A 14740-nucleotide genomic window follows, 5' to 3' on the forward strand; every position below is an offset into this window, starting at 1 on the left:
ATAAAAACCAAATCATAATCAGCCCGGTTCCATTTGCTAATATTCCCACTCATATTCAAAAGGCATTAGAAAACCAGCCAACATGGTTTGATGACGAAGAGTATGATTACTTCAAAGTCTTTTCACCTGCGCAGTATTACCAAATTGAAGAAGATGAAACACATCATTTGTTAGAAGTTGACGAAGCTGTTGGCGATGCTATTTTTATTGCACTAATTTGTTTTGTTGCTTCGGGGTGTTTTATTTGGTTATTTGGTCTACACCGAAAATTAAAACGTGTTGAGTCTACCCTTGTTGATATTAGCCAAGGTAACTTGGCTGCACGAGCGTCGACCAAAAAGCGTTTTCAAGTTGGGAGACTTAATACTTGTTTAAATGATATGGCAAAGCAGATGGAAGGCATTTTAGGTAGCCACAAACAGCTTACCCATGTTATTGCTCATGAATTTCGTTCACCTTTATTTCGTATGCAAATGATCTTGGAAATGCTAGTAACTGCCAAAAACGACAATATGATGGCTCATGTAAAAGGACTGGAGGATGAAATCTTCTGTTTAGAGGATTTAGTGAAGGAACTGTTAAGTTATGCGAAAATGGAACGAGCAGAGCTTAATCTACAACTAGAAGAAGTTAATGTTGCTGATCTTTCACAATATTTACAGGAAAAGTTATTGATTGAATGTAAGGCAAGTCTTCAATGGAATAATCAAATTTGTAATGAAATTAGCGTTTTACTTGATAAGTCGTTAACCGAACGCGCGATTACTAACCTTGTAAAAAATGCAGATAAATATGGTGAATCTGAAGTTTATGTTTGTATGGTTAAAATTGTTGACTCAATAGTCGTTTCTGTTGAAGATAATGGCAAAGGCATTCCACCTCAGCAGCAAGCCAATATTTTTGAACCTTTTTATCAAATCAATGATGGTAATCAGAAAGCTGGTTTTGGGCTTGGATTAGCTATTGTAAAAGAAATTGCGCAGTTGCATGGGGGAAGTGTTGTTGTCAGCGACAGTAAATATGGTGGCGCCAAGTTTGATCTAACTTTGCCAATTAAACACTAGTGAGCTATTGCGACTTAGATTGGCAACCACAGTGCCTTGATTTTCATTTAAACACTGCACCAGTATTAAACGTCAGCAAAATGCAAGTGCGCCAGCCGCTTAACAACAAGGCCATAGGCCGCTGGGAGAATTTTAAGCCTTATACAGAGCAAGCGCAGACTTATCTTTTAAAGCAAAATATACCAATTGAATAAAGAGTTGAGGTGCAGGAAGTAACTATCATATTCTCAACCACTAAATACGGGGAATTTTAAAGTTTGAGATTAGTGTTTAATTTTCACCTAGGGTGGGCTGAGCGAAACGAACCAACTAAAATATTCCCAACAAAAAACGCTTTCCTATAAAGCGTATAAGCCTAGACAAAACATTTCAAAATTTATCTTAAACCTCTTTTGTAGCGTCACTTTCATTACGTACTCTGCCCAAACGGGTTGATATAATAATTAACACGCCACACACTATCCCCAAACCAATAGACTTACTTAATCCCAGTGATCCTAAAACAGGTTTTATCATAAAATAATTAAAAATAACCATAGGTAAAAGCGCAACGAAAAACACTTTTACATTAAAGGTTACTGCAAATGGTTTTTTGCATTGTGGGCACTCTCTTATCTTGCTCCAACTTTGTAAGGCTTTAGAAAAAAACCCAATTTTTTCTTCACAATGAGGACATTTATAAAATTGTGCATTCGCCTCAAAACCATCCTCTACTTCATGACTCGTTGTTGGGTTTTCAAGGCGATTATTTAACTCTTTTTTTAACTCATTTGTTCTTTCAGGATACGCTTCTTGATCGATAGCACGTAATGACTCTTCTAGCTCTGAAATTGAATATTCTGAGTAATTTGGTTCCATACCTGTGTTCTCCTTGTTTAATAAAGCCCACTGAGAAATAGTTTCGCTAAAGTATCGCTCAATTGGCGCTAACCAACTGTTTTTTATATAAATAAAACAAATGAAAAGTCGCTATAAAGGGTGCAATAATAATATATATAAAAATAAACTCTTTTGGTTTCATCGTACTAAATTCAGCCGTTGTTAAAACAACAGGACAAAAACTACAACCTAATAACAATCCAAGTTTCACAATGATAGGATGCTTTAATACCGTTAAATTTTTCATCGTTTTTATTAATGAATGTAGTGACCATAAACCATATGCACCACCCAGCAAAAAATAGCCCAAAATAGGGTTTAATGTAAGTGAAAATACAACCCAACCAAATATACTATAAATCAAATAAAGCAATAACGTAGGTATAAAAACAAAAGCAGTATAAAGAGATATTATTTTTTGTAATTGAGAATTACTCATACGTCTTATAAACATCCAAAACTGTATTAAATAACAGATAATAGCTGGCTAAAGCATCGTGCGATTGCAATATGTCGCTTTTTCAAAATCACTAATATTCATTGCAATGTTAGAAATTTCAGGAAATAAAGCAACAAGCTTACTAACAATTGCTCGTGAGAGGTTCGCTTTTTGCTCTGTTGTTCTTCCTTGCATTATATGGGCAAACACATGAATAAAGTCTTCACGCTTATTCCCCACAGAGAAAGTATTAAATGGATTTATTCTGACTTTTATATCACCTTCGTCGAATAAACCTGTAGCGTGAGCTACAAAATGAATTTGTTCAATAATGTATTCCTCATCATGTTCCCCAAAAACACTTTCAGAACAGTCCATTATAAAATGAGGCATATACTCTCCTTGATATTAATCGCTGATGTAAATATTTATTCAATACAACTTATATAAACATTTCGTGAGGGTTTAAAAAAAACATTCTTTTCCAACCCTGAGTCTGTGTTGTAGCTAACCAAGGAATTGGAATTATTGATAAGATTGAATAATGAATGTGTGGCTGTTTTCCTTGGGCATTACCTGAATCCCCCAAAACACCAATAACTGAGCCAGTCTTAACAACAGTACCCGTTGTAACAGAGTAACTGTCCATATGCGCGTAATAGTGAATACGCCATTTAGGCCCTAATACTGCCACTACATTCCCGCCTTTTCGTGTTGTGCCCGTATAAATGACTAAGCCTTTGCTAGAAGAAAGTGTGGCAGTCCCTTTTTTACCAAATATATCAATCCCTTTATGGACCACAGAGCTTCCCCATGGCTCATACCAAAAAGTATTATGGTTCCAATCATTGGGTGTTGCACCCTCAACAGGAATAACAATGTCATCTGGTATGATCATACCTATAAGGAAAACTGCTGTAAGTAGAACGAGTATAAATCTTAATTTTTTCAATGAGCTATCCTTGGCACATATTAACCGAAGTACTACCAGTTTGGGTGTCAGCGTGGGAACTATTCATACAATGGGCTTTAGTTTATAAAGGGAATGTTTTAATGCCCTAATTAGGCCACGTTAATAAAATGCGCTGCCCTAAGTCGTCCCTGCATTACTAAGCATATTTATTGCCTGATATTAAACCGAATTAAGCGCGTTAAATCAACACTCTAATTTCGACTATAAGTTAAGTTGAAGATGAGCGCCTCAATTAATACAAGGATAGCGTTGCATTCACCAGTTGAACTCACAGCCATAAGCGGACTGTCGTAACCTTAGACTCTTGTTAAGTGCCCTATTGCTCAACATATTTAAAGGTATCAGCACCATCGAAAAACCTAACATTAACAGACTTAAATAGCTCAGGAGTAGCCATTCTGGTGTTGATTGCGACCCTATTTGTACCGTCATCTCTTTTTTGTGTGTAGTGAGTCGTGCAACCACAAAAAGTGCAAGAATGATATGAGCGAACTTTGCTACCCCACAAATGAACAGTAGCCTCTGATTTTACTTTAATATCAACTTGATCGACTGTGTAATAAGCCCAAAGAGCACCCAGCCGGTAACACATTGAACAATTACAACTGGTAATAGATTCTAGTAGCATGTCTGCTGTTATAACGATATTACCGCAATGACAAGTAGCTTTGACCATGTTTCCTCCTTGAACACTTAACGCCTCAATCAGCCGACGCGTTAGCGGTCTGCTGGATTGATTTGTTAGCATTTTCCTCGGTTAGTAAACATATACCCAACCAAATAAACCAAACAATTTGTGATACGCCAAATATTTCAGTAAATAGTTTGTCAGGATAAATCGTTGCAATGCCCGCTATGCCTACAAAATATCCGAGATAGTTAAGTGACCGGGGTAATCTACCTTCTTGTATAGCTGCTACGCTAATCAATAGAACCCAAAGTCCGCCAACTAATTCATTTCCACCACCTATACTTTCTGTTATCACTGAAACGATTATCCACATATCAAGGGCTTTTTCTGGATTTGCATCCATCAGATCGATTGCATGATCAAGCCCGATATTCGAAATCATTCCACTTGCGATCACCAGACCGACCCAAATGCCCCCGAATAGAGATCCAATAGTAATTAAGGGATTAACTTTATATTTAAGCCTCTTATACATACCAATAACGAGTATGGCCAGAAAAATGCCAAACACCACGTACATCAGAAAATAGAACATTGAAAATAGAAGTTGATTTTCTGCCATGTAAGTCATTTTTTCGACTGGACTACCATCAACCGGATATGACCAAAAAGCCCCAAAATACACAAAGGCTGCTATGTAAATAAGCCCTTGGAAAATTGCTGCGATACCAGCTAGTTTTTGTAGACCCTTCATTTGGCGAAACCCCGTTTGTTGTATTGCTAACGCCTTGCTAAGCAGCGAAAAATTGTTGGCTAAAATAGTGAACGAAGTGAACAAAAGCCAACTGTTTTTTGTCCGTTTAAGCAACTTGATACTCATTGAGCCTCCTCCCCAGCATCGCGTTTATTCGCTACGCTGAAAAGGCAACCAACCTTACAGGAGAAAGCTCAATGAACTTTTACAATAACATGCATCCATATTATTGTGGAATCGATTTACATGCCCGATTGCTTTACGTCTGTATCATTGATAATACAGAACTTATCCTTGTTCACAAGAAAATTAAAGATGACCCAGAAGCACTACTAAAGCTACTTAAACCCTACATTGGCGATATTGTTGTTGGCGTGGAGTGCATGCATTGCTGGTATTGGGTCGCTGATTTTTGCAAAGAGCACACTATCGACTTTATTCTAGGTCATGCCCTATACATGAAGGCAATTCATGGCGGTAAAGCTAAAAACGATAAAATAGATTCGTATAAAATAGCCAAACTTATCCGTGGTGGTAACTTTCCACTCGCTTATGTGTATGACAAATATATTCGTGCTACGCGCGACTTATTACGGCGAAGAACCAAAATTGTTCGTCATGGCGCTGATTTAAAAGCCCATGTAGCCAATACTGCCAGCCAGTACAATTTACCTGCCCACAATGTTAACTTAAAGAACGTTTGCGACAGAGAAAAGATGCGCTATTACTTCCCTGATCCCGTTGTGCAACGATCTATTAATTTAAATATGGCCATACTCGATTGCTATCACAATGAGCTTAAGCCTTTAGAGCATTATATTGAACAAATGGCCAAGCAACACAACCCTGTTCACCTTAATATTTTGCAAACAATTAATGGTATAGGCCGTATTCTTGCAAACACCATTATTTACGAAATTGGTGATATCAATCGCTTTTCAAGCGTACAAAAGTTCGCTTCATACAGTCGGTTGGTCAAATGCAAAGCGGAGTCTGCTGGCAAAACCTATGGCACCCAAGGTAATAAAATTGGCAATGCACATCTCAAATGGGCTTTCTCGGAAGCTGCCGTATTACTGCTGCGCCACAATCATAACGCTAACAAATACCTTGAAAAACTACAAAAGCGAATGAGCAAAGCCAAAGCACTGTCAGCGCTTGCGCATAAGCTTGGTCGCTGTGTTTATTACATGCTTAAAAAAGAGACGGTATTCGATGAAGCAAAATTCTTAAAGAGTTAGTCACGGTACTGAGTGAGCTGAACATCTAACTGGATTTAAGGCTGAGCATCAATCAATTGGGTGAGTTAATAACCAACAAGGTTTTACCTGATTATATGCCTACAGACCTAAGCCACTTGTCTTGATTAGACGCTCAGTACGCGTGCATTAATACAATAAACAAAGTCGCTTACACCTGACTTGATAACTGCGTTACGCACCTTAATCTAACTGGATCATCAAAACCAGCCGCCTTTAATAGTGCCATGATGAGGTTAACCGATGAATGTCTAGTGCCCCAGCAACCCCAAAAGGATATGGGAAAAACCTGACAGCGATGAGATCGCAATAAGATATTACTGCGTAACGCACCCTATATGTGTTTGCCGTAAGCTACTTGCTTAACAGCCGTATCGACAGACAAAGTAAACGAATTTGTTTATTGGTTTAGAATTGACCGTCAATTTATAAAAACGGTCAAAAAGAACATTAATGCCTATTGACAGAGTTAAGGCTCATATGTGTTATGTTGAAACTGCTAGTTACTGCTTGTATTTCCTACATGCCATAAGATATCACAAGTAGAACATTCGTAAATTATTGCCTCACCGTCAGCCATACTGTTTTTGAGCGGTGCTTTAATCTCAGAGTTACACTCATTACAGCGAAACGGTTCTGATGAGGCTTTATAAAGAATAAAGCCTCGAATTAAACTAGCAAAAACTAGAGCGATAGAAATACCAACACCAATGATTGTAAAAGTTTCATTTTTGAAATCTAAGTATTCAACTATTTTAAGGCCAACAAAAGCAAGAAAAATACCTAGAATGAAATGACTAGCTATATGCCCCTCGGCTTTAACATTAAAATTTTTGGCTGACTTTACTCTCGACATACTCTTTTCAACATAACGCCAGCTTAAGCGGACTAAAATAATAGTTGGCTATAATTTAGCGAGGAACGAGCGACAAGCCAACTATTATGTGTCCCATTACTTAATGCGCTTGTTATATAGCATTGTACTCATGATTAAGTAACCCTAACTTTAAATCGTTGCACCAATTGCCACCTAATTTAAAGTTATCTCGAATTGTACCTTCATGAGTAAAGCCCAAAGCTTTTAGTAAATTAAATGAAGGGGAATTACCTTCAGTGACAGTTGCGATCACTTTATGGAAGTTACATTGATTAAATGCATATTCAATAACGGCTTTAGTTGACTCTTTGCCATACCCTTTGCCTTGAAATTTTGGACTTAGCAAGAAACCAAGTTCAGCCTGTTGATATGGTTCCCACTCAGGAAAAAAGCCAGTTACGCCAATTTTATTCCCAGTTGCGTGTTCAATGATTGTTAAAGTTAACCATTGATTTGAAGTCTTTTTCCATTCACCTAAGCGAGAATTAAAGCGTTCACTTATTTCAGATTCGGTAAATGGATCGCTGACATATTTGAGTACACCGCTTGATTGATGAAGTTCCTCAAAAAATTCCCAGTCATCTTTACTAATTGGTTTTAAAGTCAACCTTTGGGTTTCAATTTGCACTGACTTTCCTTTGCTATATAACGCCGCGTTAAGTAGTGAGCAACGCTGATACGAAACTTAACCTTGCCACCAGAAACACAAAAACTCAACCAAACCGAAATTACCGCGCGTTGCGAATCTGCCTTAAACGCTTTGTTAGCAGAGCTTTTTTAGCAACCCTTGCTTAATTTCAGACCACTCTGAATCAATAATTGAATAAACAACCGTGTCCCTTACAGAACCATCCTTTAGTATTTGATGGTTGCGTAAAATACCGTCTTGATTTGCACCTAGCCGTTCAATAGCTTTTCGAGAAGCTGTATTGCAAACATGAGTTCGAAACTCTACTGCAATTGCCTCGTACCTCTCAAATAACTGTTTGAGGAGAAGATATTTACACTCTGTATTTATCAGAGTTCCCCTAGCCGAATTTGCATACCAAGTATAACCAATCAAAGCCCGTTTATTTGAATCATCAACTCCATAGTAACGAGTCGACCCTACTATCTTATTAGTTACTCTGTCTCTCACCGCATAGGCGATATTACCTAGAAGCATCTGAGTGATTGCATCACTGACATAGCAATGCATCTTTTCTGGGCTTGGTACATTAGCGAACCATAGCTTCCAATGCTCTCCGTCTTTAACTGCCTCAATCAATGCCGGAACATGATCTAAAGTAAGAGGTTCAAGAGCAACATATTGACCTTCAATTAAGCTTTTTTCTGTCCACATAAGCCTCAATTTCCTTTTGCCAGCTAACGCTAAGCTAAACGGCGCAGTAAATCTGGCGGCTTTTTTGGAACAAAAAAGATGACAGGTTTACGGAGTCCGTTTGAGCGTTTTGTTATAAGTAATTTACACCATGTTTAACCTGAACAAAGTCATTTGGAAATGCAATAGCCTCTGAATTAATTAACTTAACACTGCTATTGATTTCACCAAAAAGTGGTATACCTTTACCTAAAATAATTGGTGCTTTGGTAATTGTTATTTCGTTAATGAGTTGAAGGTTAATAAAAGCCGTAATGGTTGTTCCACCATCAATGTACGCGTGTTTATATCCTTCAGTTTCAAGGTGACTTATTAACTTTAAGATATCCCCTGAATACATTTCAACTTGGCCACGTAAATTTTCAGGTGGCTCATTGATTGAATTACTTAACACGTAAACCTTTGTATCTCCATATGGCCACTGTTCAGGAGTTAAATTAAAACTAGAAATTGCATCCATGCACTTTCTTCCCATGATCATACAATCAACAGATGCTACAAACTCATTAAACCCCATATCAGGGTTCTTGCTCATATCAGCTTCTGAGTTCCCTGCAGTATGTAGCCAATTGACATCACCTTCGGGTGTTGCAATATAACCATCTGCACTCGTTGCAATATATACAGAACATTTCATAGTTAATTTGACTCCAAATTCGAGATTACTTATAACAATTTAATAGTGCGCTCATCGCGCATATTTCTGCCGACTTAACGCTCATTTACCTACTTTATATAGTTTTAGCAAATAACCTAAGACATTACTATCACTACGTTTTCTAAAATTTTTAGGTAGAATTAAATGAACCAATATGCGCGCAGCGCTCATTTTCATGAATATATGCGCAAAAAGCAGTTTAACTAATCAATTAACGACGATATTTAGCCAATCTCAATGGCTGGTTTTCGCTCTTTACCAAATTTTACTTAAGCGTAGAAGACGTTGTAATCTTGCTAGTTATTTGTGATGACAAACTCGTGGTAGCCTTCTGTTTCAGGAGGATCAACTTTATCAACACGCAGAACGTTTAATTTAGCAAACAAACTATTCCAAAATTTCAACGCTGAACTATCGTTTAAATGAACTGCTACATGCCACTGATTTGTTTCAACAGGCATCAAGTTTTGAATAACAAATTTGGCAATGCCTTGTTTTCGATATTTGGGTAAAATAAAAATATCAGCCAACTCAGGTATTTCTTTGCCAACGATCTCAGTTGGTTCTACGGTAGCAAAACCAGCAATTTGGTTAGAAACGAGTACAAGATAAATAATGCAGTCTTCCTCACCACGCACTACACATTCTAAATATTCTTCATCAATATCATAGCAACCATCTAAACCAACATCTTCTAAGTCAAATATACTCTGATGATATTGGTAAAACTGCCACAGCATTTTTATTGCAGCGATATCGGTTGATTCAGCTTTTCGTATTGTAGTGTCCATTTTATACCTATTTCCTTATGTGTGGTCCGACATTAGCTTTCACTAAAGAGGTGAAGATTCGCTAATAGTTATCTTTAAAAAACATCATGTTATTAAACGATAACTACTCAAAAATAACAACAAAAAAACTTTTAAGAATAGATTGAAAAAACCGCCAACAAGCTGATAGTCAAGCGAGCAAAACTTCACGTCACACAGAAAAACTCTGACTAACAGCTTCTCGCTCTTTGTCTAACTTCGCAAAAGTGTCAATTTTAGTTATTCAGGACTCTCTCGTTTATGCTTAAAAAGTTGTCGAAAATACGACAAGGTGGGCTTTGTACGATATCACAATAACGTGGTCAAAAAGGTTAGCAGGTAAACACAAGGGAATGGACGAAGTGCATATTTTATTCAGGCGCTTAAATGTAGAAATACCATTGTTAATTTAATAAGATAGGCTACAAATTTAGAACCTTAGTTTCTGTTAGCTTAAATTATTGAGTCGACCGTAACTCTTACCTCTGCGATCGAAGATGATATTTAAATTTACCAAAAACTGGCTCTCTCCGAATTTTGTTATGGTTGTTTTGTTCTCAATAATATCCATGATCTCTACCTATTACTTACATGACTCTGAGTCTGTAAAGATAAAGGCTGCTTTGTTTGTTTCTCCTTTTTTCTATTTAACAGGGCTCTATTACTTTTTGCATTTATTAACAACTCCCAATGAAATTACTTTAGGCAACAACAGTATCGAAATTGATGGGAAAGTTTATTCGTTAGGCTTAAATACTAAGTGTCGTGTTTTATTTAATAAAGCATCACAGGCTGAATTCGAAATAACCATAAATAATAAAAAGACCGTAACAACGTCTTTTTTTTATAAATGTGATTTTAATGAGGAAGAATTTATCAGCTATTACATTGATAATGAATATGTGTTTGCAGGTTCAGTGGTATTTAATTAATGTTTAGTATCAAGCTTCCTTTAGTTTAATACACACCTGTCGGTTACCGTTGATAGTACTAATGGAACTAGATTAGATTTTGCTGTGACGAGCTAAATCCATCCTTATGTGACTCATACCTATATGCTAAGTTTTGATCTAATAGTCAAAACTCAGCACGTAAATTAAGGATTATTGCTCGTCGGCGTCGCGAATGCGTTCTTTACGTTCTTGCTCTTCATCAAAAGCGGCTTGAATTTCGTCAAGTACTGAGTCTACATCTGCCGCTTCGCTGTCATCCTCAAATTCACCACTTAGCACTGAGTGCGGGGTTAAGTTAGCATCTGCAAACAGTGCCCACATTTCTTTGGCGTATTGCGTGTGTAATAACGCCGGTGCAAATTGGCCATAATAACGGCGCATATTATTTACGTCGCGGGCAAACATAGCTTCGGCGCTATTATTAGCAGAGGCATTAACCGCTTGGGGTAAATCAATAATTACTGGGCCGTTGCTATCTACAAGTACGTTAAACTCCGATAAGTCACCGTGAATAATCCCAGCGCATAGCATGAGTTTAATGTAATGCATCATTAATGTATGTTGCTCAATGGCTTGTTGCTCAGTTAAATCAACCGCGCCAAGTTGTGGTGCAACATCGCCTTCATCATCGCTTACAAGTTCCATTAGCAATACACCGTCAATGCAGCCGTAAGTTTGCGGTACCCGAACACCCGCTGAGGATAAACGCGAGAGTGCGTCAACCTCGGCATTTTGCCAAATTTCTTCTTCTAATTGGCGGCCATAGCTTGAACGTTTACCCATAGCACGGGCTTGGCGGCCACCTCGTACTTTTCGCCCTTCTTGATATTGTGCGGCTTTTTTAAAACTACGCTTACTGGCCTCTTTATAAACCTTAGCGCAGCGAATGTCATCGCCACAGGCGACTACAAATACATCGGCCTCTTTACCGCTCATTAAACGGCTGATCACTTCATCAATAAAACCATCATCAACTAATGGCTGTAGGCGTTTAGGTATTTTCAAACGACACCTTCTAAAAATACAGAGTTGGCTTTTTGTTTTGCTATGTGGTTCAAACGAGGCATACCTTTGGAGATTGAAGAAAATTATAAATTATTAGTAAACTTTAAAGTTACATTTAATGACTAAATACGCAGCTAGAATAAGCGACTACACAGAAAAAGCCAACCGCCTTTTGTGCTTTTTAAGTATTATTGAGCCCATATTTAATTAAAACAGCATAAAAATGCTAACAAATAAAAAAAACAATAAATACATAACTAAAATTGTTAACTTATTCCAACCTAACCAAACTTCTACCTACATCATTTAACTCCCCGCAATACGCTTCAGTCAATTAATATTATTGTCTTTGGTTAAAGTTTATACTAGCAGTTTTTCTGTTATGTAAACGCAAAACTAGCATATAGCTAAGCGTTTATTCAGTAAGACTGCATTATTATTAATACTTTATAGAACATTAATAAACACAGGATTATTACACAGGAGTATATATTACATGGCAACCACACCTAAAAAGTCACATGAGGTTAATAATGTACAATCGGCCTTATTAAACCCAGATCACAGCATTCAAGTAAGAGGCGCACGTGTTCATAACTTAAAAGATGTGGATGTAAACCTGCCTCGTAATTCACTTGTGGTGCTTACCGGTATATCGGGCTCGGGTAAATCATCGCTCGCCTTTGGGACATTATTTGCCGAATCGCAACATCGTTATCTTGACTCAGTTTCGCCTTATGCACGCAGGTTAATCGATCAGGTAGACGAGCCTGATGTAGATTCGATTGAAGGGCTGCCACCAGCGGTAGCATTACAACAGCAACGTGGTGCACCCTCGGTACGTTCATCGGTGGGTAGTGTAACCACTATATCTAACGCGCTGCGAATGCTCTACTCACGCGCAGGCGAATACCCCAAAGGGCAAGGCATACTTTACGCCGATGCGTTTTCGCCCAATACGCCACAAGGCGCCTGCCCAGAGTGCCATGGTATTGGCCGCGTTTTTAACGTCACCGAAGAGCTACTAGTGCCCGATCCCACTAAATCAATTAAAGAGCGCGCCATTGCAGCATGGCCGCCTGCTTGGCAAGGTAAAAACCTAAGCCGTATTCTTACCTCTTTAGGCTACGATATTAATAAACCGTGGAATACCCTGCCTAAAAAAGCCCGTGATTGGATTTTATTTACCGACGAAACACCTACAGTGCCCGTGTTTCCTGAGTACACACTTGAGCAAACACAAGCGGCAATTAAAAATGAAGAAAGCCCTAGCTACATGGGTACATTTACAAGTGCTAAACGCTTTGTTTTACAGTCGTTTGCAAGCACTCAAAGCCCACGTACTAAAAAGCGCGTATCGCAGTATATGCAAATATCACAGTGCCCGCAGTGCGAAGGAAAAAAACTCAAAAAAGAGTCGTTATCGGTTAAAGTAGCTGGTCTTGATATAGGCGAAATTTCGCAGCTAACACTCAATGAGCTGGCAGATAAGCTAAGGTTTGCTGCTAATAATCCCGCTAAAAGTAACGCTGCAAACCCCGAAAAAGCCATAGTTGCAAAGCGTATAGCAGGCGACATTCTTAAACGCGTTGAAGCACTCACCAAACTTGGTTTAGGGTATTTATCGCTTGAACGCACCACCCCATCGTTATCGCCTGGTGAATTACAACGCTTAAGGCTTGCAACGCAAATTCGATCAAAATTATTTGGTGTAGTGTATGTGTTAGATGAACCCTCAGCAGGTTTACACCCTGCCGATACACAAGCCTTATTAGCCGCACTAGATGAGCTAATTGCCGCTGGTAACTCAGTGTTTGTGGTTGAGCACGACGTAAGTGTTATTCGCCATGCCGATTGGGTGGTTGATGTAGGACTAAATGCGGGCTCACGTGGCGGTAATATTGTTTATAGCGGCCCTGTTGCAGGCTTAAAGCAAATTAGTAACTCACACACGAGCCAGTATTTATTTAAAAATGACAAATCTCAGCAAGCTCAAATACAAAGTAAACAACGCCCAGCAAAAGCATGGCTAACGCTTAAAAATGTTGAGCGTAATAACTTACAAAAACTTAATGTAGAATTTCCGCTTGGGGTTATTACAAGTGTTACAGGGGTATCAGGCTCAGGTAAATCAAGCTTAGTAAGCCAAGCGCTTGTTGAATTGGTTTATGATGCACTAGGGCAAAAATCGCAGCCACAAATACCTACAGATGAAGCCGAGCTACTCGAGCAAGAGCTCGATATAACAACTGGCGGGCAAATAACTCACGGCATTGAACACATAAAGCGCCTGGTAACGGTTGATCAAAAAGCCATTGGCCGCACACCTCGTTCAAACCTTGCAACTTACACGGGCTTATTCGATCACGTACGTAAACTGTTTGCCAATACCAAAGAGGCAAAAGCGCGTAAGTACGATGCCGGTCGCTTTTCGTTTAACGTTAAAAAGGGTCGCTGTGAAAATTGCGAAGGCGTAGGCTTTGTAAGCGTGGAGCTGTTATTTTTGCCTAGCGTGTATTCGCCCTGCCCTGTGTGTAACGCCAAGCGCTACAACCAAAAAACACTCGACATTACCTATAAAGATAAAACTATTGCCGATGTGCTTAATTTAACTGTTGAGTCTGCGCATACATTTTTTGCCGACGAACCTGTTATCTTGCGCGCGCTAAATGCGCTGATACAAGTAGGTCTTGGCTATTTACGTCTAGGCCAACCTGCTACCGAGCTTTCGGGTGGCGAAGCCCAACGTATTAAACTTGCCACTGAACTACAACGTACTCAGCGCGGCGACACACTTTATATTTTAGATGAACCAACCACAGGTCTACACCCTAAAGATGTAGCTATGCTAATGGCGCAGTTAAATGGCTTAGTTGATGCTGGGAACACCGTCATTATGGTTGAGCACGATATGCAAGTTGCCAGTAACAGTGATTGGGTTATTGATATTGGCCCAGGAGCCGGCGACGAAGGCGGGATAATAGTTGCACAAGGTAAACCAAACGAGGTTGCGCAATCTACAAAAAGCCGTACTGCGCCGTTTTTAAAAGCGCAGTAA

16 protein-coding genes and 1 pseudogene are annotated in these 14740 nt (G+C 38.8%); 5 read left to right on the forward strand and 12 right to left on the reverse strand.

Annotated features, from left to right (window positions below):
• Positions 1–593 precede the first annotated feature (593 nt).
• Positions 594–1064, forward strand: a complete 471-nt coding sequence (locus P3J6_RS18815) for a sensor histidine kinase (protein WP_442960229.1) — start codon at positions 594–596, stop codon at positions 1062–1064.
• Positions 1061–1258 (forward strand): annotated as a pseudogene (locus P3J6_RS18820) (tetratricopeptide repeat-containing sulfotransferase family protein); the annotation flags it as partial. The gene P3J6_RS18815 and the pseudogene P3J6_RS18820, both read left to right, overlap by 4 nt.
• Positions 1259–1445: 187 nt before the next feature.
• Here P3J6_RS18820 and P3J6_RS08730 read toward each other — a convergent pair.
• The 6 genes from P3J6_RS08730 to P3J6_RS08755 form a co-directional block, all read right to left on the reverse strand.
• Entirely contained in the window at positions 1446–1922 is a 477-nt protein-coding gene (locus P3J6_RS08730) for a hypothetical protein (RefSeq protein WP_198522758.1), read from the reverse strand.
• 58 nt (positions 1923–1980) lie between these two features.
• The gene (locus P3J6_RS08735; protein WP_198522759.1) at positions 1981–2382 is read right to left on the reverse strand and encodes a hypothetical protein; all 402 of its coding nucleotides are present in this window, start codon (positions 2380–2382) and stop codon (positions 1981–1983) included.
• Positions 2383–2430: 48 nt separating this feature from the next.
• Complete coding sequence (locus P3J6_RS08740; RefSeq protein WP_178957411.1) at positions 2431–2775, reverse strand: 5-carboxymethyl-2-hydroxymuconate Delta-isomerase; 345 nt, start codon at positions 2773–2775, stop codon at positions 2431–2433.
• 49 nt (positions 2776–2824) lie between these two features.
• Complete coding sequence (locus tag P3J6_RS08745; RefSeq protein ID WP_198522760.1) at positions 2825–3334, reverse strand: M23 family metallopeptidase; 510 nt, start codon at positions 3332–3334, stop codon at positions 2825–2827.
• Between the two features lie 337 nt (positions 3335–3671).
• Positions 3672–4031, reverse strand: coding sequence for a GFA family protein (locus P3J6_RS08750; RefSeq protein WP_178983216.1), 360 nt, complete (start codon positions 4029–4031; stop codon positions 3672–3674).
• A 25-nt stretch (positions 4032–4056) separates the two neighbouring features.
• Complete coding sequence (locus tag P3J6_RS08755; protein ID WP_198523790.1) at positions 4057–4740, reverse strand: DUF4386 family protein; 684 nt, start codon at positions 4738–4740, stop codon at positions 4057–4059.
• A 197-nt stretch (positions 4741–4937) separates the two neighbouring features.
• Here P3J6_RS08755 and P3J6_RS08760 point away from each other — a divergent pair, with 197 nt between their 5' ends.
• Positions 4938–5981 (forward strand): IS110 family transposase, encoded by a 1044-nt coding sequence (locus tag P3J6_RS08760; protein ID WP_178957416.1) that lies wholly within the window; start codon positions 4938–4940, stop codon positions 5979–5981.
• A 517-nt stretch (positions 5982–6498) separates the two neighbouring features.
• Here P3J6_RS08760 and P3J6_RS08765 read toward each other — a convergent pair.
• The 5 genes from P3J6_RS08765 to P3J6_RS08785 form a co-directional block, all read right to left on the reverse strand.
• Entirely contained in the window at positions 6499–6855 is a 357-nt protein-coding gene (locus P3J6_RS08765) for a hypothetical protein (protein ID WP_178957418.1), read from the reverse strand.
• A 112-nt stretch (positions 6856–6967) separates the two neighbouring features.
• Positions 6968–7504 carry a GNAT family N-acetyltransferase gene (locus tag P3J6_RS08770; protein WP_178957420.1) on the reverse strand — a complete coding sequence of 179 codons (537 nt, stop codon included), beginning with the start codon at positions 7502–7504 and terminating at the stop codon, positions 6968–6970.
• A gap of 135 nt (positions 7505–7639) precedes the next feature.
• On the reverse strand, positions 7640–8218 hold the full coding sequence (locus P3J6_RS08775; RefSeq protein WP_054200826.1) for a GNAT family N-acetyltransferase: 579 nt from the start codon (positions 8216–8218) through the stop codon (positions 7640–7642).
• Between the two features lie 112 nt (positions 8219–8330).
• Positions 8331–8894 carry a dihydrofolate reductase family protein gene (locus P3J6_RS08780; protein ID WP_198522761.1) on the reverse strand — a complete coding sequence of 188 codons (564 nt, stop codon included), beginning with the start codon at positions 8892–8894 and terminating at the stop codon, positions 8331–8333.
• A 317-nt stretch (positions 8895–9211) separates the two neighbouring features.
• Positions 9212–9706, reverse strand: coding sequence for a GNAT family N-acetyltransferase (locus tag P3J6_RS08785; RefSeq protein WP_198522762.1), 495 nt, complete (start codon positions 9704–9706; stop codon positions 9212–9214).
• Positions 9707–10293: 587 nt separating this feature from the next.
• Here P3J6_RS08785 and P3J6_RS08790 point away from each other — a divergent pair.
• Positions 10294–10656 (forward strand): hypothetical protein, encoded by a 363-nt coding sequence (locus P3J6_RS08790; protein ID WP_198522763.1) that lies wholly within the window; start codon positions 10294–10296, stop codon positions 10654–10656.
• Between the two features lie 171 nt (positions 10657–10827).
• On the opposite strand, the gene P3J6_RS08795 is transcribed toward P3J6_RS08790, so the two are convergent.
• Positions 10828–11682: a PA4780 family RIO1-like protein kinase gene (locus tag P3J6_RS08795; protein WP_198522764.1), complete on the reverse strand. Its 855-nt coding sequence runs from the start codon at positions 11680–11682 to the stop codon at positions 10828–10830.
• A gap of 496 nt (positions 11683–12178) precedes the next feature.
• Here P3J6_RS08795 and uvrA point away from each other — a divergent pair, with 496 nt between their 5' ends.
• Positions 12179–14740, forward strand: coding sequence for an excinuclease ABC subunit UvrA (uvrA, locus tag P3J6_RS08800; protein WP_198522765.1), 2562 nt, complete (start codon positions 12179–12181; stop codon positions 14738–14740).

The sequence above is a fragment of the Pseudoalteromonas sp. 3J6 genome (genome assembly GCF_903995135.1).
Lineage (GTDB): Bacteria > Pseudomonadota > Gammaproteobacteria > Enterobacterales > Alteromonadaceae > Pseudoalteromonas.

Bases quoted from the DNA above. Each gene is read 5' to 3' on its own strand.
- P3J6_RS18815 (WP_442960229.1), top strand. From the start codon at position 594: ATGGAACGAGCAGAGCTTAATCTACAACTAGAAGAAGTTAATGTTGCT.
- uvrA (WP_198522765.1), top strand. From the start codon at position 12,179: ATGGCAACCACACCTAAAAAGTCACATGAGGTTAATAATGTACAATCG.
- P3J6_RS08755 (WP_198523790.1), bottom strand. From the start codon at position 4,740: ATGAAGGGTCTACAAAAACTAGCTGGTATCGCAGCAATTTTCCAAGGG.
- P3J6_RS08750 (WP_178983216.1), bottom strand. From the start codon at position 4,031: ATGGTCAAAGCTACTTGTCATTGCGGTAATATCGTTATAACAGCAGAC.
- P3J6_RS08780 (WP_198522761.1), bottom strand. From the start codon at position 8,894: ATGAAATGTTCTGTATATATTGCAACGAGTGCAGATGGTTATATTGCA.
- P3J6_RS08730 (WP_198522758.1), bottom strand. From the start codon at position 1,922: ATGGAACCAAATTACTCAGAATATTCAATTTCAGAGCTAGAAGAGTCA.
- P3J6_RS08765 (WP_178957418.1), bottom strand. From the start codon at position 6,855: ATGTCGAGAGTAAAGTCAGCCAAAAATTTTAATGTTAAAGCCGAGGGG.
- P3J6_RS08760 (WP_178957416.1), top strand. From the start codon at position 4,938: ATGAACTTTTACAATAACATGCATCCATATTATTGTGGAATCGATTTA.
- P3J6_RS08740 (WP_178957411.1), bottom strand. From the start codon at position 2,775: ATGCCTCATTTTATAATGGACTGTTCTGAAAGTGTTTTTGGGGAACAT.
- P3J6_RS08775 (WP_054200826.1), bottom strand. From the start codon at position 8,218: ATGTGGACAGAAAAAAGCTTAATTGAAGGTCAATATGTTGCTCTTGAA.
- P3J6_RS08735 (WP_198522759.1), bottom strand. From the start codon at position 2,382: ATGAGTAATTCTCAATTACAAAAAATAATATCTCTTTATACTGCTTTT.
- P3J6_RS08785 (WP_198522762.1), bottom strand. From the start codon at position 9,706: ATGGACACTACAATACGAAAAGCTGAATCAACCGATATCGCTGCAATA.
- P3J6_RS08790 (WP_198522763.1), top strand. From the start codon at position 10,294: ATGATCTCTACCTATTACTTACATGACTCTGAGTCTGTAAAGATAAAG.